At 37.2% G+C, this 25,793-nt stretch carries 20 protein-coding genes; 9 read left to right on the top strand and 11 right to left on the bottom strand.

What is annotated here, in order from left to right; translation table 11 throughout:
- The first annotated feature begins 15 nt into the window (after positions 1-15).
- A complete protein-coding gene (locus Q0794_RS06325) occupies positions 16-516 on the top strand; it encodes a DUF1456 family protein (RefSeq protein ID WP_298940902.1) in 501 nt (166 codons plus the stop codon).
- A 375-nt stretch (positions 517-891) separates the two neighbouring features.
- Here the strand turns inward: Q0794_RS06325 and Q0794_RS06330 are convergent, their stop codons facing one another.
- The 10 genes from Q0794_RS06330 to rsxA form a co-directional block, all read right to left on the bottom strand.
- Positions 892-4,245: a mechanosensitive ion channel domain-containing protein gene (locus Q0794_RS06330; RefSeq protein ID WP_298940903.1), complete on the bottom strand. Its 3,354-nt coding sequence runs from the start codon at positions 4,243-4,245 to the stop codon at positions 892-894.
- 593 nt (positions 4,246-4,838) lie between these two features.
- A complete protein-coding gene (locus Q0794_RS06335) occupies positions 4,839-5,537 on the bottom strand; it encodes a HEPN domain-containing protein (RefSeq protein WP_298940904.1) in 699 nt (232 codons plus the stop codon).
- On the bottom strand, positions 5,538-6,641 hold the full coding sequence (locus tag Q0794_RS06340; RefSeq protein ID WP_298940905.1) for a DUF262 domain-containing protein: 1,104 nt from the start codon (positions 6,639-6,641) through the stop codon (positions 5,538-5,540).
- Positions 6,642-7,395: 754 nt separating this feature from the next.
- Entirely contained in the window at positions 7,396-8,031 is a 636-nt protein-coding gene (gene nth / locus Q0794_RS06345) for an endonuclease III (protein ID WP_298940906.1), read from the bottom strand.
- Complete coding sequence (locus Q0794_RS06350) at positions 8,028-8,720, bottom strand: electron transport complex subunit E (protein WP_298940981.1); 693 nt, start codon at positions 8,718-8,720, stop codon at positions 8,028-8,030. Before Q0794_RS06350 ends, nth begins: the two co-directional genes overlap by 4 nt.
- Positions 8,721-8,761: 41 nt before the next feature.
- Positions 8,762-9,400: an electron transport complex subunit RsxG gene (gene rsxG / locus Q0794_RS06355; RefSeq protein ID WP_298940907.1), complete on the bottom strand. Its 639-nt coding sequence runs from the start codon at positions 9,398-9,400 to the stop codon at positions 8,762-8,764.
- Entirely contained in the window at positions 9,397-10,452 is a 1,056-nt protein-coding gene (gene rsxD, locus Q0794_RS06360; protein ID WP_298940908.1) for an electron transport complex subunit RsxD, read from the bottom strand. The genes rsxG and rsxD overlap by 4 nt, the downstream gene beginning before the upstream one ends.
- Before the next feature lie 3 nt (positions 10,453-10,455).
- Complete coding sequence (gene rsxC, locus Q0794_RS06365) at positions 10,456-13,020, bottom strand: electron transport complex subunit RsxC (protein ID WP_298940909.1); 2,565 nt, start codon at positions 13,018-13,020, stop codon at positions 10,456-10,458.
- Between the two features lies 1 nt (position 13,021).
- Positions 13,022-13,594, bottom strand: coding sequence for an electron transport complex subunit RsxB (gene rsxB, locus Q0794_RS06370; protein WP_298940910.1), 573 nt, complete (start codon positions 13,592-13,594; stop codon positions 13,022-13,024).
- Entirely contained in the window at positions 13,591-14,169 is a 579-nt protein-coding gene (rsxA, locus tag Q0794_RS06375; RefSeq protein WP_298940911.1) for an electron transport complex subunit RsxA, read from the bottom strand. The genes rsxB and rsxA overlap by 4 nt, the downstream gene beginning before the upstream one ends.
- A gap of 1,018 nt (positions 14,170-15,187) precedes the next feature.
- Between rsxA and Q0794_RS06380 the strand changes: the two genes are divergently transcribed.
- From Q0794_RS06380 to nrdG, 6 genes are all read left to right on the top strand, one after another.
- On the top strand, positions 15,188-16,522 hold the full coding sequence (locus tag Q0794_RS06380) for a sodium:alanine symporter family protein (protein WP_298940912.1): 1,335 nt from the start codon (positions 15,188-15,190) through the stop codon (positions 16,520-16,522).
- Between the two features lie 278 nt (positions 16,523-16,800).
- Positions 16,801-18,984: an anaerobic ribonucleoside-triphosphate reductase gene (gene nrdD / locus Q0794_RS06385; RefSeq protein ID WP_298940913.1), complete on the top strand. Its 2,184-nt coding sequence runs from the start codon at positions 16,801-16,803 to the stop codon at positions 18,982-18,984.
- 403 nt (positions 18,985-19,387) lie between these two features.
- Positions 19,388-20,233 (top strand): DUF2971 domain-containing protein, encoded by an 846-nt coding sequence (locus tag Q0794_RS06390; RefSeq protein ID WP_298940914.1) that lies wholly within the window; start codon positions 19,388-19,390, stop codon positions 20,231-20,233.
- A 19-nt stretch (positions 20,234-20,252) separates the two neighbouring features.
- Complete coding sequence (locus Q0794_RS06395) at positions 20,253-20,402, top strand: hypothetical protein (protein ID WP_298940915.1); 150 nt, start codon at positions 20,253-20,255, stop codon at positions 20,400-20,402.
- Positions 20,403-20,912: 510 nt separating this feature from the next.
- Positions 20,913-21,560 carry a LysE family transporter gene (locus Q0794_RS06400; protein WP_298940916.1) on the top strand — a complete coding sequence of 216 codons (648 nt, stop codon included), beginning with the start codon at positions 20,913-20,915 and terminating at the stop codon, positions 21,558-21,560.
- Positions 21,561-21,564: 4 nt separating this feature from the next.
- A complete protein-coding gene (gene nrdG, locus Q0794_RS06405) occupies positions 21,565-22,026 on the top strand; it encodes an anaerobic ribonucleoside-triphosphate reductase-activating protein (protein WP_298940917.1) in 462 nt (153 codons plus the stop codon).
- 270 nt (positions 22,027-22,296) lie between these two features.
- Here the strand turns inward: nrdG and Q0794_RS06410 are convergent, their stop codons facing one another.
- Positions 22,297-24,201 (bottom strand): methyl-accepting chemotaxis protein, encoded by a 1,905-nt coding sequence (locus Q0794_RS06410; protein ID WP_298940918.1) that lies wholly within the window; start codon positions 24,199-24,201, stop codon positions 22,297-22,299.
- A 235-nt stretch (positions 24,202-24,436) separates the two neighbouring features.
- Here Q0794_RS06410 and Q0794_RS06415 point away from each other — a divergent pair, with 235 nt between their 5' ends.
- The gene (locus Q0794_RS06415; RefSeq protein ID WP_298940919.1) at positions 24,437-25,090 is read left to right on the top strand and encodes a hypothetical protein; all 654 of its coding nucleotides are present in this window, start codon (positions 24,437-24,439) and stop codon (positions 25,088-25,090) included.
- A gap of 368 nt (positions 25,091-25,458) precedes the next feature.
- Positions 25,459-25,785, top strand: a complete 327-nt coding sequence (clpS, locus tag Q0794_RS06420) for an ATP-dependent Clp protease adapter ClpS (protein ID WP_298940920.1) — start codon at positions 25,459-25,461, stop codon at positions 25,783-25,785.
- Positions 25,786-25,793: the final 8 nt, after the last annotated feature.

The following is a 25,793-nucleotide window of genomic DNA, read 5'->3' on the forward strand; positions in this document are numbered from 1 at the left end:
AACAATTGAGAATATATGATTACTAATGATGTTTTACGCCGTGTACGTTATGCACTGCAATTAAACGATACGAAAATGCTCGCTATTTTTGCTTCTGTTGATAATGAAATGAATGAAGAGTTTTTACATAGCATTATGGCAAAAGAAGATACTGAAGGATTTATCTTCTGTCGTGATAGTGTGCTTTCACTGTTTCTTGACGGTTTAATTTATGAAAAGCGTGGCCGTAAAGAAGGTGCAATGCCAGTTGTATTAGCAGGTAAAACGATTATATCTAACAATGATATTCTTCGTAAATTGCGTATAGCGTTAAACTTTAAAGATGAAGATATGCTTAATGCATTAAAACTAGCTAATTTCCCTGTGTCTAAAGGTGAATTATCTGCTTTATTTAGAAAAGCGGATCACCGTAACTTCAAACCTTGTGGTGACCAGTTATTACGTCGCTTTATTGACGGTATTACTGTGCAGTTCCGTGGTACAACACCAAGTACTGATGCGGTTGAAGCTGAATAAAACTTACTGTTTTTGAGGTGAATCTAAAAACCGAGCAAGCTTGCTCGGTTTTTTTATGTCTATTATTTATTGGTTGTAAATTTCGTATAGGGAAAAGTCATTAAATCATTAATACTTTTGGTTAATTCTCCGAAAGGCGGTTAACAAAGTTAACCGTGGGAATGCCTCAAGTGAGTTCTTAAATTAAGCCATTTTTTCAACGCAAAATTTAGAATACTTATTTAATATAGCGGCTATAAAAATTTAAATAATCACTTTTAAAAAATACCGCTAAATGAGCTAGCCAAATTGTTTAACCATTAAAGTACTATCAAGTTTTTAATAATGTCCTAACAGCGAATAATAAAATTAACTCTAGCCTTGAATAGAATTGATTTATGTCTCTTTTGGTTCTCCTATTTGCCCTGAAACAATATGTAGATCTCGCTGTGGGAAAGGTATCGATATATTGTGTTGTGCAAGGATTCGATTAAAACCAGTGTTAATAGCATGGGTAATTGGTAGGCGATGCTCGGTTCTTTCAACAAATACACGCGCTTCAAAATTAAGTGAACTTTCACCGTGTTCTAAAAAGAAAACTTGCGGTGCGGGTATCGCTAATATGTCTTCTTCATCCGTAAGCACTTGCATTAACAGGTCTTGCACTTGATCAACATCAGAACCATAAGCAACGCCAATTTTAATCACTACGCGCGTAATAGCATCATTTAAGGTCCAGTTAGTCACGTTCTCAGTGATGATAGATTTATTGGGAAGAAGTACTTCACGGTTGTCAAAATCAGTAAGCGTTGTAGCTCTAATCGCAATATTGGTAACAGTGCCAGATTGATCGCCAATGGTCACTAAATCACCGACTCGAATCGGTCTCTCAAATAAGATGATGATACCCGATACAAAGTTCGCTACAATTTCTTGCAAGCCAAAACCTAAGCCGACCCCCAAAGCTGCAACAATCCACTGTAATTTTGACCAATTTATCCCTAAAAAAGAGAGCCCAAAAACAACACCTGTTCCTATCAATACATAACCTAAGATAGTCACTATTGCATAACGCGAACCGTTATCCATCTCAAATCGATCAAAAAATCCTATTTCAATGACACCACGAATATTTCTGGCCGCGAGCACTCCACTAACCATAAATGCGATGCCAAGAATAACCTGCCACAATGTCACACCGCTAGATAACTCTACACCATCGACAACGGTAAGTTGTTGCCAAAGCACAATATCTTCAACAATGCCTAATGCGGGTAAAATAGGTTTCCAGACAAACCATAAGCAAACTATAAACAACAATCTGGTGACCCAGAGGATAACTGCTCTGCTTTGACGAACGACCTCGTCATTATCAATGTCGTTGTTTGTCGTATGTTGAGGAATTAAATCATCAGTTGTAGATTCTTCTTGTTGAAGTTGTGCTTCTAATGCTTCTAAGCGTTTCTTTTTGACTATATAACGACGAAAAGTGACTAAAAATATACGAAGCATAATGCCATACACAATGGACGCCAGCACCAGTAAAGTGCCTGATAAAAATAATCTTGATTGCAACTCGACTGCCGTATCAAAAAAACCAAATAACGGAAGTAGCCCAATCGCAAATGGAGAAATAACAACAATAGGGAAAGATAGAAGCATTAAAGTACTAGCCGTGGTACTCGCTTCAACACTCGTTGCTACACCGCGTTTAGGTTGAAAGTATTGATAACTAAATATGGCAATAAAAACAGACCCAATGATGAATGCCAGAATAGCAATACCATATCGCAAGTCTGGCTCATCACTAGCCATGGCACTTGCGAAGATAAACGTCACTACAGATTGTACCCACACAAACCAGGTTAACATTTTTTTCAGTTTCCTTCGTGCAAGAACACTCCAATCAAAATGTTTATCAAATACACCATCTTCACGACACATAGATCGAAAAAACAGTAAAATTAAACTGACAAATGAAACTGACACTAAACCTGTTGCAATAGCGATTGAAAAATTGCCAGATTCAGCATTATTGAAGATAATGCCTGCGATAGTGAATAAAAAAATGGGCAACGGTAAGGCTAAAATAAACGTTAATAGTAAAGAAAAGGGAGTAGTAAGATAAGTATCTTTTCCGACTTTACCAACTTGCTGAACCAATGATTGCAACATACTTTTAATTCGAGGCTTTAACGCTAAAATGGTAATAGGGAGGGTAAGTAACAGCAAAACTAAAGTCGGTGCCGTTAATACCCCTTCATACAAAATATTTATTAATTTCCACCAAGCACTTGGCGATACATACCAGTCAATATTGTTGACGAAATTAATGAGCAGTTCACTCGGTTTTTCTGTGTTTGAAGGTAACCAGATAAGCCTTCGATCTAATAGCTCTCTTAGCTCGGTGCTTGATGACAACAGTTCATTAAGTAGTGATTTCTCTTCTGTGAAGCTATCAATTTGTTCATTTGATACGTCAATTAATAGTGTTAATAATTGACGACGCGCTTGTACTAGCTTTTTCGCGGCTTCAATCTCAGAGGTTGTGAACTCGATATCGATGCCACTCTGCTCTTTCACTAAATCATCTTGATTTTCTTTTTGTGCCTTTGCCAGAAACCGTTTGGCAGCATCTTCAATTTCTTCTGTATTACGTAAAGTCTCTTGCCACAATATGACATCAAGCTGATTACGGACTGCACCTTCCTCAATGTTATATTTACGCTTCTCAATAAGTCCTTCGTTGGGCAGAGACATTCGTAATCTACGTAATAACTCACCTAATTCATCGGTTACTCTTCCGGTTGCCAATACGCGATCGATTGTTTCAGATGATTGTTTAACATCCAGTTTTTGGCTACGTAAAGCACTTATTTTTTCATTATTGCTAGATGACTCCGCTTGCTTGTTGACGAGTAACTCCGCAAGCGACACGTTTTCTTTTGCAATAACAGAAAGTGCCGGTGTTAATTCAAATTGACTCAGCATCTCTTGGCTTTGTTTTAAAGTGTCTTCAACTTCTACATTACGGATTTTCGATAAATAATTTTGTAACGCTACAATCTTCTTTTCATAAAATTCACTTTCTATCTGCATTTGGGTAAGTTCTGCCTCTACCAATGCTTCTCTTACTGGTATGGTGGCGACTTCTCGTTCAAGTGTTTTTATGGTTTCCGCCAGCTTCTCAATAGTTGCTGTTTTTTTATAAAAATCAGCTCGCTCATCCAAACTGGCATCTGGGGCTAATTGCTTGGTACCCGTATCGCTAATCGATTTTTTATCTGCTATAGCAGTACTCAGTTCATCTGCAATATCACTCGCGCGAACATTAAAACTACTTTGTTCTTCTTGCTTTTCATTAAGTGCCGTTAAGCGCTTTTCTTGTTCCGCGAGGTCTATTAAGAGCTGGTTTTCTAATTTATCAATCGATTGATCAGGGGCAATTGTTATTGTTTTATTTTTTAAACTGTTACTTTCATTTTCAATGGTTAATATTTTTTGAGGTGCAGTAGTGGCTTTTTCACTGAAGGTCTTAGCCAAGGTGGTTTGTTCGTCTGCTTCGGCCAGTATGTCTTGTGCATCTTGAAGTGTCGTGAGGATTTGTTTTTTTTGTTCATCAAGTAATTCGGTGTTTTTGTCTAAAAGCTCTATTTCGTCTGCTATTTTTTTATCGAGACTATTTTGTTGTGCAAATGCAAACGGAGCAAATAAGGTAAGGCTAACCAATAGGAGTATGAAAAACTTCATGTTGTTTAATCCCTTGTGTAAATTTTTTATGTTGTACAAAAACACTCCGAAAACGTTAGTTATAATTTATGGGACTTATTGCTGAATTAAAGAAATAGAAGAAATTGATTTGTAATGCTCATCATTAATTTACCTTAACTCTTCATCGTTAATCTACCCTAAACGCCAAAATTTATGTCATACAATCATCACAAGTAAGCTTTTCGATTAACTAATATTAAATAACTTGGATTTAGAGCATAAGTGCATAACTTGGGTTAAATAAAATGAATTAGCACTGCCGTGACTCTGAGTGTAAGCATAAGGTATCGTTGAGCATTAATTATAGCAGGGAATTAGTAGACCATAGATAACGAGTCTTCCCATATCCATTCGTTTACAGTAGTTTTTTATGTCTGTTGTTTAGGAACCATTTACTGATTGTCATTATGATTTTAGCTAAGCCGTTATGGGGCACTTTGCGACTTAGGAAACATATAAATGTGTATCCAATATTACTATGTCACAACAGGTTAGGTAATAACTACAGCTTTAAATTTTAATATTTTTTATCATAGTTGGCTATTAGCTATGTGGTATAAAGAGATGCTTATCTACGAAGGCCAACAATTGTGGCCTGATATTTTTGATAGTTGTGAATATTTAATTCTATCTAAGAAATTAATTATGTTCTTTAAATTTTTTAAGTGGCGCTTTATATCGTCGTACGTTAAAGGAGGGGGCGTTTGATGAGAAATTGCTTCTCTTATATCAAGAAACGATTTTAATTGACTGGTTATATCTACTTTTGATCTTCGATGTAACTCTTGAAAAATATCTGAGATGCCAATTCTATTATATACAATCTTTAAATTCTTAATTGATGGATATTTATTGGTACCTAAAATTGTTCCCGCTCGAATGTTTTGAGTGATAACTGTATTATCTTGCATAACATTGTATGTAGACTTCGAATCATTGAGCTTTTTTAGTGTTTTGCTCTCATCACCATTAAATATATAATACTTAAATAAATCTTTCTGCTCGCTCAGTAAGGACATTGAACGTAGATTAAATGGTATTCGATTAAGCGAAACTTTAATACTCTGACATTCATAAATATAATCTTCAAAAAATGTCTTGGAATATTCTTCTATTCCTGCGCATATTGAGAAAATAGTTGCTTGATAAATTAAATTCTGGTGTTCGTAACTAAACCCAGATTTTTTAAATGAAGCTTCTCTACTTAAGCGCAGCAGTGTACCTAAAAGATCTTCAAAATTACAACGCGAGCGACTCTTACTATATGGCATCTATTTTTTAAACTTAATTATGAAATCGCGGAACATTCTTATTCGACTAATTACAGCAGTTTTGTCGGTAGTAGCCTGTCCAATGTATTTTGAAAATTCATCATTACGGAATAAGACTGATAATTCTAATATTATTTTTGTATTATTTTTTTCTAAGGTTTTAAGTTCTTTTTCAGTAAAATTTAATTCTCTAATACTTACCATTTGTGCGTCAAATAATGCAGCATTAAATTTAGGTTTTATCCCACCCTCTAAAAAGGTTTTAAATGCTAAAGAACCAAAAATTCGATGACAATCATTAACTGTTTTTTCAAATTCATCGGACAAATCTTGTAACATTTTTGTAGTTAAAGACTTATTTCTCTCAGAGTATTCATTGATAAACCCTGTCATTGGTTTTTGATAGTTTCTCCAGTTATCTGCTAAAGATAAAAATCTTAAAATTAGCTCATCACTTTTCATTCTTTTATCTGCTTTGAGTCCCGCCATAGTTTTCCATGTCTTATTTTTTGACAATTGTTCCACATAAGACATTAGTGGACCGTGATAGATACCATGCCTTAATTCCTGAGCGTTAAGCTTAACCGAGCCAGTATTCAGTCTTTCAAATACATCAAATTTTATTTGGGGGTGTGTATCTTTAAGTATGACTATACATCTAATAGTTCTGTTTAAAATATGTCGCTGAAAACGAGGATCTAGCTCTGAAAATTTGTAACCTTCAAGTTCTGGATAAGCGGTTAATCCCTGTAGTGAAAAGTCTTCTTTTAAAAAAAGATTGATACTATTTAAGCGTTGGTTCCCATCAATTACAGATAATGTTTCATCTGAATTTTGAGCCAAAAATATCACAGGGATAGGACATTGAATTATCAATGACTCTATTAATCTAGATGCTTGAGAACGATTCCATACATATCCTCTTTGGAATTGAGGGATTAGCATGTGTTCATTATCGATATAATCATTAATAGTCGAAACTGCAAAATCATATGTTTCTGTGATGAGTTTTCTTTTTTCAGGCGGTATGTTAAGTATTTCATTTTCAGAAAGGGGTAACTCTGGAAATAATTTGTCTGCTAAATTTGATGATTTATTAGCCATAAAGCCCTCAGATGAAAAGTAATATTAATATTAATACGTTGTAAATAGTTTATCAGAGATGAAAGTAATCTAAGAGTCATTATTTAAAATCTGTCGAGTAAGTTGCTCTGTAATACAGTCTATCAATATTGTCCCCACTCTTTGAAACTTATCAACACTGAATTAAATTCCAAATGATCAATTGTATCTTTCTGAATCTTCACATTTAAGCCATTACCATATCTCGCATTTCTGGTACTTGTTTCTGCTTAAATTGATCAACTACAGTATGCCTAAGCAAATGAAATATTGTTGTGGCTAAGTTAAATTGGCTACAAATCTTTTAGTTTCTAAGTCGCAAAGGGGGCGAAAGTGAGTTAGCTAACCACTGTATTTTCTTTTAAATCTTATTATCTCTATCAAAAAATTATTTATAACGTTGTTCTTTGAAAAAGTATTTATAACGCTTATACAGATAACCATTGGTAAGAAAGCCTTGAGCAGTAGTCGCACAGCTCAACAAAATGTTGAATTATCAACGTTCAAAATATTAACTACTCTACTATTTCTACTGTGATTTCTACCGTACTTTGACTTCAACCACTTTCAAACTTAATAATTTATCGAACTTATTTTGTTTAGTTCTTTTTCATTTTTTTAGTGATGACAATGAATACAGCAACGAACGATAGCAATAAATAATACTTCGCTCGTTACGCTCATTTTGGGTAAACGAGTATGAGTAGTGGGAGGGAACCATTAATAATTGAGGCGGCTAATAATTAGTTTTGTCTTTAAATTCACAAAGGTCTTCTATTAAGCACGAGCCACAACGAGGTTTTCTGGCAATACAGGTGTAACGGCCATGCAAGATCAACCAATGATGTACATCTACCTTAAACTCTGCGGGGACGACTTTTAATAGTTTCTTTTCCACATCATCAACATTCTTACCCATGGCTAACTTAGTACGGTTAGATACGCGGAAAATATGTGTATCAACGGCAATCGTTGGCCAACCAAAAGCGGTGTTTAGTACAACATTGGCTGTTTTTCTACCTACACCTGGTAACGCCACTAAGGCATCTCTGTCTTGTGGTACTTCACTGTTATGAAGGTCGATCAACATTTTGCAGGCTTTGTTGACGTTCTCAGCTTTACTGTTGTATAAACCGATGGTGCGAATATATGCTTTTAACCCATCGACTCCCAATGCATAAATAGCTTCAGGTGTATTGGCAACGGGGAATAATTTATCGGTCGCTTTATTGACACTGACATCTGTTGCTTGCGCTGAGAGTGTGACTGCCACTAATAATTCAAAAGGAGAACTGAAATTTAGCTCTGTCTCTGGGTGAGGATTGTTATCTCTCAGGCGGGTTAAAATTTCTCTACGTTTTAGTGTATTCATTTGTTTGTTATCTTATTATCGATAGTGTTTTTTAAGGCAATTATGAGCCCCATGATGATAAAAGCACCGGGTGGTAATGCCGCCAATAAAAAACTAGTCTCAGTGTTATAAAGTGTCACGGTCATAAAACCAGCCCAATCACCTAATAAGGTTTCTATCCCATCAAATAAAGTGCCTTGTGCTAGTATTTCACGGCTTGCCCCTAATAATACCAATACAGCGGTAAAACCTAATCCCATCATTAACCCATCAAAAGCAGAATGTTTTACGTTGTTTTTAGAGGCAAACGCCTCTGCTCGGCCAATAATCATACAGTTGGTGACAATCAACGGAATAAAAATACCGAGCGATAAATAAAGCTGATACGTATAAGCATTCATTAACAATTGAATACAACTAACTAATGACGCAATAATCATCACGAAAACAGGAATACGAATGGCTTTAGGCACATGATGTCGAATTAAAGAGATAAGAATATTCGAAGAAATAACAACGAATAGTGTTGCTAAACCTAGTCCTAATGCATTAGTCAGAGTATTGGTTACGGCTAATAAAGGGCATAAGCCCAACAGTTGAACGATACCTGGGTTATTTTTCCATAAACCTTGTAGGCTTAATTCTTTATATACAGCGGCATCATTAACGGACTCTGTTACAACTTCTTCAGCTGCAATTTCATCGTTCATGTCCATGTCTTTTGCTGTGTTATGTCCGGTTTCTTGGGGCATTATTTATCTCCACAATTGGCTGGTGTGTTAAATAATTGTGTTTTGTGTTGTTCGAAATAGATAAGGGTATCTCTCACTGCATGAACCACTGAACGAGGGGTGATCGTTGCGCCTGTAAACGCATCGAAGCTGCCGCCATCTTTTTTAACTTCCCACTTATCTTCAGTCGATTCTTGGTATCTTTTTCCATCAAAAGACAATATCCAATCAGACTTATTGGTTTGTATTTTATCGCCTAAGCCAGGTGTTTCTGTATGGCTATTAACACGAACGCCAGCAACCGTGCCATCGGTATAAATACCAACAAGCAGTTTTATCTCACCTGAGTAACCTTTAAAAGTGCTCGATTGAATTAATGCCGCGACAGGTTTGTTATATTTGGTCGCAATAAAGACTTGTTTTGGTATTTCATCACCTAATAACTCACTATCCACTACTGTAAAGCAGGTATTGATTATATTGTTATCGTAACTTTCTGGTTTAATGAGTTCATTGATGTTTTTTTGTAATGCAATTTGTTCTTGTTCTAAAATAATAGGTTTTGTTAATACGCTAATTAATGCAATTGCACCTGTACAAACAATAGCAAAGATAGCTAATAACAACGCATTTCGACTGATCGCAGGTAACATCATCATTTACGTCCTCTCCCATAAACCTTAGGTTTACTGTAATAATCAATCAATGGAACGCACATGTTAGCCAGTAAGACAGCAAAAGCGACGGCGTCAGGATAACCACCAACGTTACGTATTATCACGACTAATAACGCACACAATAAACCATAAACAATACGACCTTTTACGGTGGTACTGGCGGTGACAGGGTCAGTTAATATGAAAAATGCACCGAGCATCGTTGCGCCTGAGAATAGGTGATATAGCGGAGATGAATAAAGATCAGGATCGCTAGCAAAGGGAATAAACGAAAACACAATGATACCCACTAAAAAGCTAATTGGGATATACCACAGGATGATTTGTTTCTTTAACAAGACAAGACCGCCAGCTAAAAACGCTAAATTAACCCATTGGCTACCTTGTAAAGAATCTGAACTAAAGAGGGTTGTTTTAAGTGTTTCTGAAATCGTCTCACCCGAATGAAGAGCATTACGAATAGTTTCTAAAGGCGTCGCTAAGGTAAAGCCATCAATTGATGTTTTTACTTGCGTGACGCTATAACCGTCAATGCTAAAGCCAGTAAAAATTAAGCTTAAAATATCATTAAACGTAACTGGAAATGCCTGCATAGATTGTATTGGCAACCAAGCTGTCATTTGTACAGGAAAAGAAATTAATAATAAAACATATCCTGCCATTGCTGGGTTGAAAATGTTTTGGCCTAATCCGCCGTATAAATGTTTAACGATAATAATAGAAAATAAAGTACCAATGACGATCACCCACCATGGGGCAAGAGAGGGGATTGAAATCGCCAACAAAACAGCAGTAACAACTGCGGTATAGTCTTTAATACTTTTTAATATAGAGCGTTTACGTAGCGCTAAAAAAGCAGCTTCCGCTAATAAAGCCGTCACTACAGCGAGCGCTATTTGTACATAAATCGCTAAACCAAATAAATAGCTATGAACAAGGATGCCAGGCAATAAGGCAAACACAACCATCTTCATTATGTCTGGCGTGCGGCGTTTTATTTGTTGGTGTGGCGATGTTGAACTAAAAAATGCCATGGTTTATTGATCCTTCTGCGCCAGTTTTTTGGCCTTTGCTTTGGCAATGACTGCCGCTATTTTTGCTTTTTTGTCTTCAACAGGGGCTTCTTCATGCTGTTGTTTACCTGTTTGTTCTTCGGTTTCTGTGGTCGTATTTTCAGCCGCTGCTTTTGCTATTTTTTTAGCTTTAGCGCGCGCTACTGCGGCAGCAATCGCTGCTTTTTTAGGATCGACTTCAGGCATTGTTGTAGAGTCATTACTTTCAACGGATGAATCTGTAACAAGTGAAGGTTCATCAACCGTACTTTCAGCCGCTGCTTTTGCTATTTTTTTAGCTTTAGCTCGCGCTACTGCTGCGGCAATAGCTTCCTTCTTAGGGTCGACTTCCGGCGTTGCTTCAACTTCATTGCTTTCAACAGAAGAGCTGTCAATGGGAACGCTTTCAGCAGATTCAATTTCAATAGACGTACTTTCAGCAGATGCTTTGGCTAGTTTTTTAGCTTTAGCTCTTGCAATCGCGGCTGCAACGGCTACTTTTTTAGGATCGACTGCCGCTTCATTATTTTCAACCGATGTATTTTCAGTTGACACATTGGCTAGCTTTTTAGCTTTGGCTCTTGCAATCGCCGCTGCGACAGCTGCTTTTTTAGGATCGACTTTCGGCGTTGCTTCAGCTTCATTGTTTTCAACAGAAGAACTTTCTTCAGCAGATGCTTTAGCTAGCTTTTTAGCTTTGGCTCTTGCAATCGCGGCTGCAACGGCTGCTTTTTTAGGATCGATTGCCGCTTCATTATTTTCAACGGACGCATTGGCTAGTTTTTTAGCTTTGGCTCTTGCAATCGCTGCTGCGACAGCGGCTTTTTTAGGATCAACGTTTAATGTTGTATCTGTTTCAGTTTGATTGCCTTCAATGGGTTTATTGTCAGCAGAGGCATTCGCTAACTTTTTGGCTTTCGCTCTTGCTATTGCGGCAGCTACTTGGCTATTTTGACCTGTTGGTTTAGCTTCGGTTTCTGTGCCTGCCTGCTTTTTAGCTTTCGCTCGCGCAAGGGCAGCAGCAACAGGATCTTCACCGCCATTATCACTTTTCATTTGCTGTTTACGTTTTTCAGCGGCCAGTTTGTGTTTTAACAGGCGTTGTTGTTTCTCAGTCTCTAAACGTAACTCTCTGTCTTCATGGCGTTTACGTGCGATAGCTGCTTTATCTGCTTCTTCTTTGGCTGTTTTAATTTGTGCTTTAGAGACGCGGTAATATTCAACTAAAGGAATATGACTTGGGCAAACATACGCACAAGCACCACATTCAATACAAGCGGCTAAGTCGTACTCTTCTAGCTTTTTATGGTCTTCACTTTGAGAGTACCAAAGCAACTGTTGTGGCAATAACTCAACCGGACAGGCTTCAGCGCATTCACTGCAACGAATACAATTCATCTCTTCTTCTGGCGGAGCAAGTTCTTTATCCGTTGGCGCTAAAATGCAGTTACATATCTTACTCACTGGCATCGATGTATCGGTTACGCTAAATCCCATCATGGGACCGCCGATAACTAATTTTTGATGATGAAGGGCGTTTAGCCAATATTTATCTAACAAATATTGTATCGGGGTGCCGATGCGTACACTGGCATTGCCTTTACGTGCGAAAGCATCGCCAGTGATAGTGACAATACGCGAAACAAGTGATTTACCGTTAATAACTGCTTCTTTTACTGCGAATACCGTGCCCACATTAAGCATGACAATACCAAGTTCCGATGAGTGCTTACCGATGGGTGTTTGCTCACCTGTTAATACTTCGATAAGTTGTTTGGCACTCCCTGATGGGTAGCGAGTCGGGACAATACTTAAAACGATATTTTTTCTTTCCACTTCTGGTAATGATTGCAAGGATTTTTTAAATGCTTCAATCGCTTCTGGCTTATTATCTTCAATAGCAAAAGACATCAGCTTAGGCTTTAAAATATGTTGCATTATCATCATGCCTTCGATGATTTCATCGGCATGTTCTTGCACTAAGCGATCATCAGAGGTGATGTAAGGTTCGCATTCAATAGCATTGACGATCAGTAAGCGGTTGTCGCTGTGTGCTAACTTTAAGTGAGTGGCAAAGCCTGCTCCACCTAACCCAACAACACCGGCTTGCTGTACTGCTTCTATTAACGTTGCTGGTATTTCTTTGCGGTAATCCTCAAAGCCTTGAGAAGGAAAAGGTCTGTCTAAACCGTCGGTTTCAATAACAACGGATAACACAGGTAAACCAGAAGGGTGGCAATCTGTTCGTGGTTCAATCGCTTTAACCGTACCTGAACTACTCGCGTGTTGTACGACTAAGGCGCCATATACTTTAGTTAAAGGTTGACCTTTTAAAACGCTATCACCGACTTCAACTAATAGCTGAGGAATGTGACCTTTTTGTTCAACAGCAATAATTAATTCGTCTGGAATACCTGCATCTGTAATTGCTGTCTGATTACTTTGCTGTTTATTTTGTACAGGGTGAACACCGCCATGAAAATCCCACATTTTCCCAGCTGCAATTTGTTCTAATTTTTCGTCACTTAATAAATTACTAGGCTGTGTCATGTTACGGCTCGTCATTGCGTTCAGTTGAGATAGTTTTAGTTGGAATCGTGTGTAAGTTCCACTGCCAGTTTTGAGTGGTAATTTGAATCGGTAACATATCAATACAGTCTGTCGGGCAAGGTGCTACACATAATTCACAGCCAGTACATTCATCTGTGATCACTGTGTGCATTTGTCTGGTGGCACCTAAAATAGCGTCAACAGGACAAGCTTGAATACACTTAGTACAGCCAATACATTCGTCTTCACGGATAAAAGCAATCAGTTTAGGTTTTTCTTCACCGTCTAATTTTTTAGGTTCAATGCCCATTCGTTCAGCAAGCTGTATCATAACGGCTTCGCCACCGGGAGGGCATTTATTGATGTCATCACCGTCAGCAATTGCTTTTGCATAAGGTTTACAGCCAGGATAACCACATTGACCACATTGCGTTTGTGGCAACATCGCATCTAACTCTTCAACAATCGGGTCTTCTTTTACTTTAAATTTAATCGATGAATAACCTAATAAAGAGCCAAAAATAAGCCCTAAAATACCCAGTGTTAGTATCGCTACGATAATACTAATGATCATTTAATTAACCCAGTGAAACCCATGAATGCTAATGACATTAACCCTGCTGTGATCATCGCGATAGATGCGCCTTTAAAAGGAAGTGGCACGTCAGCCGCACTTAGACGTTCACGAATTGAAGAGAAGAGAACCAGTACCAGAGAGAAGCCAACACCTGCACCAAAGCCATAGATAACTGATTGAGTGAAATTATGCTGCTCTGTCAGGTTCAATAATGCTAAACCAAGAATGGCACAGTTAGTGGTGATTAAAGGTAAGAAAATACCTAATAAACGATACAAAGTAGGGCTGGTTTTGTGCATCACCATTTCAGTAAATTGCACCACCACAGCGATCACTAAAATGAAGCTCAAGGTTTGTAAATACTGTAAACCTAATGGCACCAATAAGTATGTATTAACGATATAAGAAAGCGCCGCCGTTAACGTTAATACAAACGTGGTTGCCAGTGACATCCCAACAGCCGTTTCAATTTTATTTGAAACGCCCATAAATGGACATAACCCTAAGAACTTCACTAACACAAAGTTATTAACTAACACTGTGCCAAAAAAGAGTAAAAAATAATCGCTCATAAATAATAATTCCACTACTAATGTAGGTGATTTAAGCAGGAAAAGGATCGGTATTGTAACAACAAAAATGCACAAGTTCAGTGGAAAAGTATCATCAATTCTAGAGATTTATCTATTTATTGTACCTTTTGGTAAAGGTATTAAATAAATCCTAATAGATATGCGCCTCTATAATTTGACCATTATTTTTTTAGCTTACAGTGAGAAGGTAAAGTAGCGGGAATTAAATACACTGTGGATGGTCATTGTATGGCGCTGATCTTGAACATTTAGTCATGGTTTGCTGACGTATTTTGTATTGTTTATATACATCTAAAAGAAGTATTGCATGTACTGAAAGCAAGGTCAGTGGATCTCCACAGCTTATATACTGGTTATACTTCAAGGTACTAGGCACCACATTTAGCCTTCGAATGATTAAAAACATCACTATTTGATAATTATTCTACATAGATATTTTGTATTAATTCAGGTTGGTGCTATTTGCCTTGTTCTGTGGAATACGATTTAAAGTGCCAGAACAGTGTTGCAATCATCAAAAAGGGAATGCCATTACCTTATCTTTTACATTGAGTTGATAGCTGAACTCCTGACTGACAAAGAACCTAAAGCAACATGGGTATTTAAGGCACAGTATCAGGCACATTAAAAAATAGGAACATTGCACCAAAATTAAGCATTTTTTTATATCGTGCATTTTTATGGTGTTTTTACTTATGTGCAAGTGCGTATGTTAATTCGGTTAGTTGAATAGACGATAAATATTACGTCATTTTACTTAATATTCGCTTTTAGACTGAAAAACTAAAATGTAGATTTTCACCGAGTATTATTCTTTTTTTTAAAGGAAATTAGTTTATTGTCCTGTTGGGGGATGCTGATTGACCCTTTTGTGAACTGTTTATTATCAATGATTTAGGTGTTAAAGCTCTTTGGGTTTGACTTTTTTGTTATTGGCTTGTTATTTGCAGATGTCTGTGAAATTAATTTTTCAATTTACATAACGGAGTCATAAAGTATGGAATTTATTACTGAATTTATTGGTCAGGTAAATGCGATTGTATGGGGGGTACCCATGTTGGTGCTTATATTAGGAGTGGGGATATTTTTAACCATTGGTTTGAAGTTTATGCCAATATTAAATATCGTTTCGGCTTTTAAACTAATGTGGAATGGACGTGAATCAAGCGGTAAAGGAGAGATCACTCCCTTTCAGGCTTTAATGACAGCCATGTCTGCGACTGTGGGAACAGGGAATATTGCTGGTGTTGCCACTGCGGTATTTATTGGTGGTCCAGGTGCTCTTTTTTGGATGTGGTTAACCGCTTTAGTGGGGATGGCAACTAAATTTGCCGAGGCAGTCTTAGCAGTTCATTACCGAGAAAAAGATGAGAAGGGGAGCTATGTTGGCGGACCTATGTATTATATTAAAAATGGTATGGGCCAAAAATGGGCTTGGTTAGGCACTTTGTTTGCCGTGTTTGGTGCCATTGCCTGCTTTGGTATTGGTAATGCAGTTCAATCAAATTCTATTGCACAAGTCTTAGAATCTAATTTTTCCTATTCGCCTCTTGTTGTTGGCTTAGTTATTATGGTTTTGGCTGGTGGCGTTATTCTTGGTGGTTTAAAGCGCGTGGGTAAATTTGCTGGGACATTGGTTCCAGTGATGGCGATTGCTTACATCATTGCTGGTATCATTATTTTGTTAATGCATGCCAGTGAAGTTATTCCGGCAATATCAACGATTATCGAGTATGCCTTTACGCCGGCTTCTGCACAGGGTGGTTTTGCCGGTGCAACGGTATGGATGGCGATCCGCTTTGGTGTTGCCCGTGGTGTGTTTTCAAATGAAGCGGGTTTAGGTTCAGCGCCGATCGCTCACGCCAGTGCGCAAACTAATGAGCCAGTTCGCCAAGGACTAGTGGCTATGCTAGGTACTTTCCTTGATACACTTATTATTTGTACTATTACTGGTTTAGTGATTATTATTTCAGGTGCTTGGACAGGAGGGTTGTCGGGTGCTGCGTTAACATCTGCTGCATTTAATCTGGCGCTACCTGGTTGGGGTGGGTACTTAGTCGCTATAAGTTTAGCTGTATTTGCTTTTACTACCATCGTTGGATGGTCTGTTTATGGTGAACGTTGTGCAGAATACCTCTTTGGTCCTAAAGCGGTGCTTCCTTTCCGTTTGATTTTTATTCTTGCTTTGCCTGTTGGCGCGGTCATGGATCTGAATTTTGTATGGCTACTGGGCGATACTCTAAATGCTCTGATGGCAATACCTAACTTAATTGCTTTAGCGGTATTAAGTCCTGTTGTCTTCACACTAACCAAAAAATACTTCAACAATTAACTCCTTCTGTTAACCGCAAGTACATTTAAGTGCAGTGCAATAGCACTCAAGTTTACTTTCGGCTAAGACGCTTTCAGATTAAGTTAAAAAAGCCCGTACTTAACGATTAAGTGCGGGCTTTTTATAAGACAGATTTAATTTTGAAGTACAGAGTCTGCTTTTATTACTCTTTTTCGCTTGGTATTTCCAACGTTGATTTACATCAAAATTCTATATCTAGTGTTATGTATAGTGCTTTTATTCTATATGTAGTGTTTTTTGTTGTTTTGGAGTGATGTATGAAGCCTGTTGTTATAAAGCGAGATGGTAGCCAAATTCCTTTTAATGCGTTGCGCATTAGTGAGGCCATCTTAAAAGCCTCAGGTGTCGCCCGTTGCAAAGGTGTTGATGCTTTTGGCATTGCAGCGGAAATAGAAGAAAGCTTAAAAGATCAAGAACAAGTCGATATTCATCATATTCAAGATGCAGTTGAAGCGTGTTTAATGAAGCATGGTCATATTGAATTGGCGCGTATTTACATTGAGTATCGTCACGACAGAGATATTGCACGAGAACGAAAGAGCCATTTGAACAATGAAATTGAAGGCTTAATTCAGCAAAATAACACTTTACTGTTAAATGAAAATGCCAATAAAGATGGCAAAGTGATCCCAACACAACGTGATTTATTAGCGGGTATTGTCGCTAAACATTATGCTAAATCTTATATATTACCGCGTGATGTGGTGAGAGCGCATGAACGAGGTGAAATCCATTACCATGACTTAGATTATGCTCCATTCTTCCCTATGTTTAATTGCATGTTAATTGATATTAAAGGCATGTTTACTCAAGGCTTTAAAATGGGTAATGCTGAAATTGAAGAGCCGAAATCAATTTCAACAGCGACCGCCGTCACCGCTCAGATTATTGCCCAAGTCGCTAGCCATATTTATGGTGGCACGACGATTAACGGAATAGATACCATACTGGCTCCCTATGTGACTAAAAGTTTTGAAAAACATTTAAAAATAGCACAACAATGGAACATTCCAGATGCGCATGCTTATGCAACTCAGCAAACTGAAATCGAATGTTATAACGCGTTTCAATCGTTAGAATATGAAGTTAACACTCTACATACGGCTAATGGACAAACGCCTTTTGTCACTTTTGGGTTTGGTTTAGGGGCGGATTGGGAGTCGCGTTTAATTCAACAATCTATTCTAAAAAATCGTATTGCAGGGTTAGGTAAAAATCGTAAAACGGCTATTTTCCCTAAATTGGTGTTTGCGATTAAAGATGGCTTAAACCATAAAGAAGATGACCAAAATTACGACATAAAACAACTTGCCTTAGAATGTGCATCGAAACGAATGTATCCAGATATTTTAAATTATGACAAAGTAGTGGAAGTGACTGGCTCGTTCAAAACGCCAATGGGTTGCCGTAGTTTTTTAGATCGCTATGAAGAAAAAACCAATAACAAAACAGACAACGAAGAAAACAGCAGCAACAGCAATAACAATAGCAATAATAAAGAGGGCGAACTCATTCATGATGGGCGTAACAACCTTGGCGTTGTCAGCATTAACCTACCGCGTATTGCTTTAGAGGCAGAGGGAAGTGAATTACGCTTCTATAACTTATTAGAAGCTCGTTTAATATTAGCTAAAAAAGCATTAGACACGCGTATTGAAAGACTGAGTGAAGTTAAAGCCAGTGTTGCACCCATTTTATATATGGAAGGAGCCTGTGGCGTTCGTTTAAAAGCGGATGATTGCGTTGCAGAGATCTTTAAAAACGGCCGCGCTTCAATTTCATTAGGGTATATCGGATTACATGAAACTATCAATGCATTATATGGCGCGGATCTTCATATTTTTGACAGTGAAACAAAGCAGCAAAAAGCCTTAAAAATCATTACGCGTCTAAAGCAAGCCACTGAACAATGGTCACAACAAACGGGTTATGCCTTTAGTTTATATTCGACCCCATCAGAAAACTTATGCGATCGTTTTTGTCGTTTAGATGCGAAACAATTTGGTGTATTAGAAGGGGTGACTGACAAAGGTTATTACACCAATTCTTTCCATTTAGATGTAGAAAAAGCAGTTAATCCTTACGATAAGCTAGATTTTGAAATGGCTTATCCGCCGATCGCCAGTGGCGGTTTTATTTGTTACGGCGAATATCCCAACATGCAGCATAACCTTAAAGCCTTAGAAAATGTTTGGGATTACAGTTACACACGCGTTCCTTATTACGGCACTAATACGCCAATAGATGAATGTTATGAATGCCATTTTACTGGCGAATTTGATTGTACCAGTAAAGGATTTGTATGCCCAAGCTGCGGTAATTCTGATCCTGAGAAAGTGGCAGTAACTCGCAGAGTGTGTGGGTATTTGGGCAGTCCTGATGCTCGGCCTTTCAATGAAGGGAAACAAGAGGAAGTGAAGAGAAGGGTTAAGCATTTGTAGCTTTTTTTTATGTTAGGTTGATTTTAATTGTATTTATTTTGTAAAAATATTATTTGTAAAGTATCTTAATTTAGAATGATTCGTCTGCGCTCATTGAGGCAGTTTGGTGTTTATTAACTTGGTGTTTCGCCCTGACGGCGACTTCATTTTCTTTGCACGAGCAAAGAAAACAGAAGCAAAAGAAAATCGCCCCAATTCGTTTTTTAATCTGAATTAATGACTACCTTCTTAACGCACCGTTCAGACGCCACATCCCTGTGGCGAGCTGAACTAGCAACGGCATCCATGCCTTATCTTGCTTGAAGGCATTCATTAATTCAGAAAACTCAACGGGGAGTTGTCGTAGCCGTGTTGATTTCTCTTTTAGGTTTTACTTTATTGTTTTTGTAGGCTGGAGTAGTAAATGATTTTATATAAATACGTTTCTTTTAATTCGGCAGTAAACATTATTAAAGGTAAATCACTGGGGTTTACATGCTTAGAGGATTTAAATGACCCATTCGAAGGAACTAACTTTGGTTTCTCTTCTTTAGGTGATGTCACTCCGCGTGCAGCAACAAGGGGATTTAAAAATCACTTTTCTCATAATTATGCGGTTTTATCCCTAACCCGAAATCCTTTGAATTCTTTAATGTGGGCACATTATGGTGATTCGCATAAAGGAATTGTAATAGGTATCGATATAGAATTAGCTAATTTAACCTCTTCTGATGAATTTATCATTCCCGCCCAATTAGGAGAAATTACTTATGTTTCTACTAAAAACAAAGATCTAAATAGAATACCATCAATTGATAAACTTAATGAAATTAAAGAAAGCGATTTAAAATTTAAATCCGATATTAAGAGCTATTTAAAACAAGCTTTTTTATATAAATCTTTAGAATGGGGATATGAAGAAGAAGTAAGAGTTATTAAATCTCTTATTGATTTTAATTTTTCATACCATAACCCACTTCCGCTCAGTGAAGTGCTAAGTGATGTTAAAGGAAGTCGTTGGGATAAGCTTAGAAATAACGTATTAGGTCAACCGCTGTTTTGCTTTAATATTCCGGAAAATGCAATCAAAGAAGTTTATTTGGGCGCCTGCTTTTACAGGAATATGTGTCGTTCTAATGAAGAAAAAGATAAGGAACTACATGACGAACAGTTAGATTATTTCAAAGTTCAAAATTTTGATTTGTTTGTTTGTGAGCCCGATTATTCTGGTTGGAATTTGAGTGCAAGTTTGGTAAATAAAAATAACTAATACTTAGAAGGGTATAAATATGGCTGTCAAACATATACCAACAGACGTTGTTCATAGTGGAACTAAAGGAGCTAAAACAGGTTGTGGCATTGAAACTAAAAAGCATTCTAGTCATTGGGTGGATTCACACCAAAAAATAACTTGCGATAAGAATGGCTGTAAAAACTAGATTTTAGACTTCTAACCTTTTATTTTACTGTAATTATTCAAAAAAAATAAAACTCAATGTGGCTACGCTATGCCCCGTTGAGTTTTTCTGAATGAATCACTGCCTTTAGCAAGCTAAGGCAGGGAAGCCGTTGCTAGCGAACTTCGCGGCATGGACGCCGCGTATGAGCGGTGCGTTAAGAAGGCTGTTATTGATTCAGGTTAAAAAACGGTTCGGGTGGCCTTTCTTTTGGTTCTGTTTTCTTTGGCCATTTAAAGAAAATGAACACGCCGACAGGGCGGAATCCAAAGTTAGAATTTAGCTTAATGCTTCATCGAGCGAAGACGAGTTGTAATAAAAAACAAGTAGGGGATAGTCTTTTTGCATGTTGTGGGCAAGAAGTGTTCTTCTGATAATAAAAAGCAGAGTCACTGATAGAGTGAAAACACTGTTAATGAATACCAAGCTGTCTCAACGAATGAAGACGAACCGTAATTAAAATTTTGTTATATAAAAAGAATAAGGAAAAATATGGATTGGGCTCTCTTTAGTATATTTATCACTGTCGCTATTGCACATTTTTTGGCGCTCTTAAGTCCTGGGCCTGATTTTGTTCTGGTGGTTAAAAGTGCCATTAATAACGGACCTAAAAAATCGATTGGTGTTGCAGCGGGCATTGCTAGTGCGAATGCATTATATATTGCCCTTTGCTTGATCGGGGTTGGCTCTTTATTAGCTAGTTCTGTGATGATAATGATTGCGCTAAAAGTGGCGGGCGGATTGTTTCTTATTTATCTTGCAGTAATGGCTTTAATAGCGAAGAAGTCAGATTATCAAGATCTCGCTTTTTCTGGTGCTCAGGTAAAAGTAGAAACGACCTTTGTAAAAGAATTTATCACTGGATTTATGTCTGGTATTTTAAATCCTAAAAACCTTTTATTTTACTTAAGCTTATTCACTGTTGTATTAACTAAAGATGTAGATTTAAGTTTTAAAATTGGACTGGGAATATGGATGACGTCGGTTGTGTTTCTATGGGATCTGTCTGTGATTTACGTGTTGTCTAGAGACAAAGTGCGTAAAAAATTCTCTAAGTTAGCTTATTACATCGATAAGTGCACTGGTGTCATTTTAGGTCTTATTGGCCTAACTATCGTTAAATCTGCGCTTAGTAAGTAAATAGATGAATTATTCAAAATATTATCCAGTTGATGTTTTAAATGGTGAAGGTACTCGCTGTACTCTTTTTGTGTCCGGTTGTATTCATAACTGTAAAGGGTGTTATAACCAATCTACTTGGTCTCCTGATGCTGGGGAATTGTTTACTGAACAACTGGCAGATCAAATTATTTTAGATCTCAATGATCAACGTATTAAAAAACAAGGGTTAACCTTGTCTGGTGGAGACCCTTTACATCCTGCGAATGTAGATCAGGTTTTAACGCTGCTTAAACGAGTTAAACGTGAGTGTGAAGGTAAGGATATTTGGATGTGGACTGGATATTTGTTGGCGGAACTTAATGTTAAACAACAACAAGTTATTAAGCTGGTGGATGTGTTGATCGATGGCAAGTTTGAGCAAAACCTTGCAGACCCTTCATTGGCTTGGCGAGGAAGCTCAAACCAAGTGATACATTATTTATAATCATTATGTGAATGTTTTCGGCGTTGTTTTAATCAAACCCAATCCTAGGTTCGCATAACTAGGCTCGACTAATTGGATTAGAATAAGAGGTGCAATATAAACATTAATTAAATCATCAATTAATGTTTATATTGCACTGTTTTTTATTGCACTGTTTTTTATTGCACTGTTTTTTATTGCAGCTTTTTATTACCGTTTTTAGCTAGGGCTTATCATTCAGTTCCTGTTAGAAGACGATTATCAGACACTTTTTTCGAGCTGCCTAATTTACTACTTAAGTTTAAACTGTTTCACTACATCGGCTAACTGAGCATTTGCGTTAGCAAGGCTAATGGCTTCATGGTTAACGTCTTCACCACTGGTGGCAATCAATTCAACCATTTCACTGATTTTAGCCATGTTTCTATTTATTTCTTCTGCCACGGCGCTTTGCTCTTCTGCAGCTGTCGCAATTTGTACATTGATGCCGTTAATCTCTTCTACGGATAAACTAATGTTATCTAAGTCGGTTACCACTAAGTTGATTTGTGAAGAAGCTTCTTCACAACTTGCTTTGGTACCTTCCATTGTATTGGCAACGTTAGCGCCACTGGTTGTTAGTCTATTAATGGTATTTTGAATTTCAGTCGTACTTTCCTGTGTTCTAAAAGCCAGTGCTCTTACTTCATCTGCAACAACTGCAAAACCTCTGCCATGTTCACCGGCTCTTGCTGCTTCAATAGCTGCATTCAAGGCGAGTAGGTTAGTTTGATCGGCTATTGAACCAATAACGCTCAGTACTTTAGCTATCTCAGATATTTGTAATCCCATTTCACTGATATTTTGTGACACATTATCGACACTGGTGACTAATTGGCTAACGGTTTCAGTTGCGCCTCTAACGACTTCTTTTGATTGCTCTGCTTGTGTCGTGGTTCTACCTGTAAATTCAACGGCCTCGGTAGTATTTCTAGCGACATCATGAGAGGTTGCACTCATTTCTTCTAAGGCAGTGACCGCTTGTTCTGTTTCAGATTTATGATGATTTAAGGTTGTTTTGTTCTCTTCTGTTAAACCTTGTAACCCAGTAATACTTGAGCCAATACGGTTAGAGGCTGTTGTAATATCTAACATCATATTTTGTAAGTGTGCGATAAACGTATTAATGTTTTCTGATATTTGTCCTAAATCATCACGACTAGTGACAGGAAGACGATGTGTTAAGTCGCCATTACCATTCGCTAATTCTTGTACGGTTTTCTTAAGTTCAAGCACAGGTCTATAGGTGTAGCTCAGTAATAAGAAGATAATGAATGAACAAATAGAAATCAAAATCACTGTGGTGACTAAAACAGTCATTAATGATTTTTGAACTTTACTGTAAATGACGGATTCATCTAATGAAACGAGTAAGTGCCAGCTAGTTGAGTCGTTTAGCTTAATGGTTTCAAAATAAGCGACTTTATTAGCTCCTGCTAGCGTGTAAGAAACACTGCCTTTGTCGTTACTGTAAATATCATTTTTAAGTTTAGATAATTCAGGCGTATCCGATAAACGTGTTTTACCTGCAATATCGTTATTATTGGTTGATGCTAATGTTAGTCCTGAACCTTCATATAAACTGGCGGTTCCACCGTCAAATACGGTGTCATTGACCATTGCTTGAAGGCCGTCTAGCTCCACGTCTGCTAGTAATACGCCTGCCAGTTGATTATCACGGTAAAAAGGGGCTGAAATACTGATCATTAATTTGCCAGTACTACTGCCTGTATAGATGTCCGTAATGATAGTTGAGCGCTTATTTTTAGCTTGTTTATACCAGCCGCGTGAACGAGGATCATAGCTTGATGCATATTTACCTCTGTTACTGTTATAGGCTGAACCGTCTTCGTACCCAACAATGACGGCTGATGCTTCAGAGGTACGTTTAATTAACTTAAGTTCGGTAATAATGCTTAATTCATCTTTGCTAAGGGAGAATAAATCAGCTGTTGAGCTAATGCCTCTTGTTATTTTATCTACAAATTCATGGATCTTATCGCTGTTATTAGAGACTTTAAGCATTGAGTATCTATCAACATTATTGATTGTAAGAGAAGATTGTTGTTGATATGAAATGTAAGCAAGTGTTGCCATTGATATGGTTAATAACACAATAGCTGCAGATACAATGCGCCCTTTGAAGTTAAGATACATTGTTATTCTCCATGTAAGAGATTGAATTTAAGTAATAAGCCATGTGCATTTTTATGTTCTCTCTGTGTGATACGCTAACATTTTATAGGGAAAACATTTTTTGTTTTTTTACCCCTATAGAGTTAGTTGGATGATAGTGTTTATCCTAGGGGATGTATATAATTCGCGACTATTTTTTGGCAAAATAAAATGTCTTGCGAAGGCCTGATTTTTGATATTAAGGAAGTAAATATTGATGGACACTGATGGTGAGGAAGCGATGAATTGCAATGAAGTATTCGGATTGGGTGATAGTCGATTTTCATTCGCTGTGTATATCGCTAATCAACCTGCTATGCCTGAGTATCAGTCATTGACACAGTTAAAAGCACTTCAGAACGGTGAACTTCATACCATCGGGCAAGCTTGTGGAAATGGTTGGCGTAAGGTGTTTAATGTTTATGCTAAGTTGTTGTATGCCTTGGATAAAAATAATTTTACATTTGCTACTCTAGCACCGACTTGGCAGCAATATCGAGATCAGTATTTATTACAAGCGAATAGCGGTACTGCATTAATTTTTAGCTCTCCTATTTTGAAAACATTAAAAGCAGTGAAAACATTCGAAACTTCAATGTCGGAGCTTTTAAAAGCTGATTGTTCAAATATGAGTGCGATTAAAACCATACATATTATTTGTGGTAGAACTTATGCCAAACAATTAATTAACGAAGGGAAGTTGGCCACTGAATTATTGTGGTTAGATGAGGAGTTTGCTGTGGATATACAACAAGGTGTGGTTGTTTGTCCTTATTTTGATTACAGGCAATTATCTAACATTAAAATACAGCGTCTGTCAGAGATGCTATCAGCCATCATAAAAGGGCAGAGCATCGATCTTAATTTATAGTTCTTATTTATTAAACTGAGAGACATTCATTAAACTGAGAAAATAGTATCTACCTATACAATCTAAGCACATCCATCGTGTTTATTTGTTGATCAATAAGTTAAATATAATCGTACGTTTAATAAACAAGCTATTAACCAATTTAATGATTGCTTCACATGGTGATGGCTTTTTTGTTACAGGCGATTGCACATTGGAAAGTTAAGCTTTACTCTAAGATTGAGTATTGCAGTTATCTAGATTTATTAAATAGCTCGTTTTATTCTTTTAAAATATAGCTAAGACTATGCTTTTACAATGCTAATCACATAATAAGAACATTATGCGAACAATTTCAGTAACTTTAAAAATGAAGACTAAACTAAAAAATGAGTGATCAAAATTCTCCAAAAACGGGAAACGAATCGGAAACCATCGAATCCCATGAAACGAAATTAGTGCCGCCATCTATGTATAACGTGTTATTACATAATGATGATTATTCACCAATGGATTTTGTTATTGATGTGTTGCAGCGTTTTTTTCGACTCGATCATGAAGCTGCAACCGAAGTCATGTTAAATGTGCACTATAAAGGTGTCGGTGTTTGCGGTACATTTAGTGCAGAAATAGCTGAAACTAAAGTAATGCAAGTCATTCAATATGCAAAAGAAAATCAACATCCATTAAAATGTACGATGGAAAAAGAGAGTTAACCATAACC

Origin of the sequence: uncultured Psychromonas sp., assembly GCF_947489755.1 — a bacterium.
Classification (GTDB): domain Bacteria; phylum Pseudomonadota; class Gammaproteobacteria; order Enterobacterales; family Psychromonadaceae; genus Psychromonas.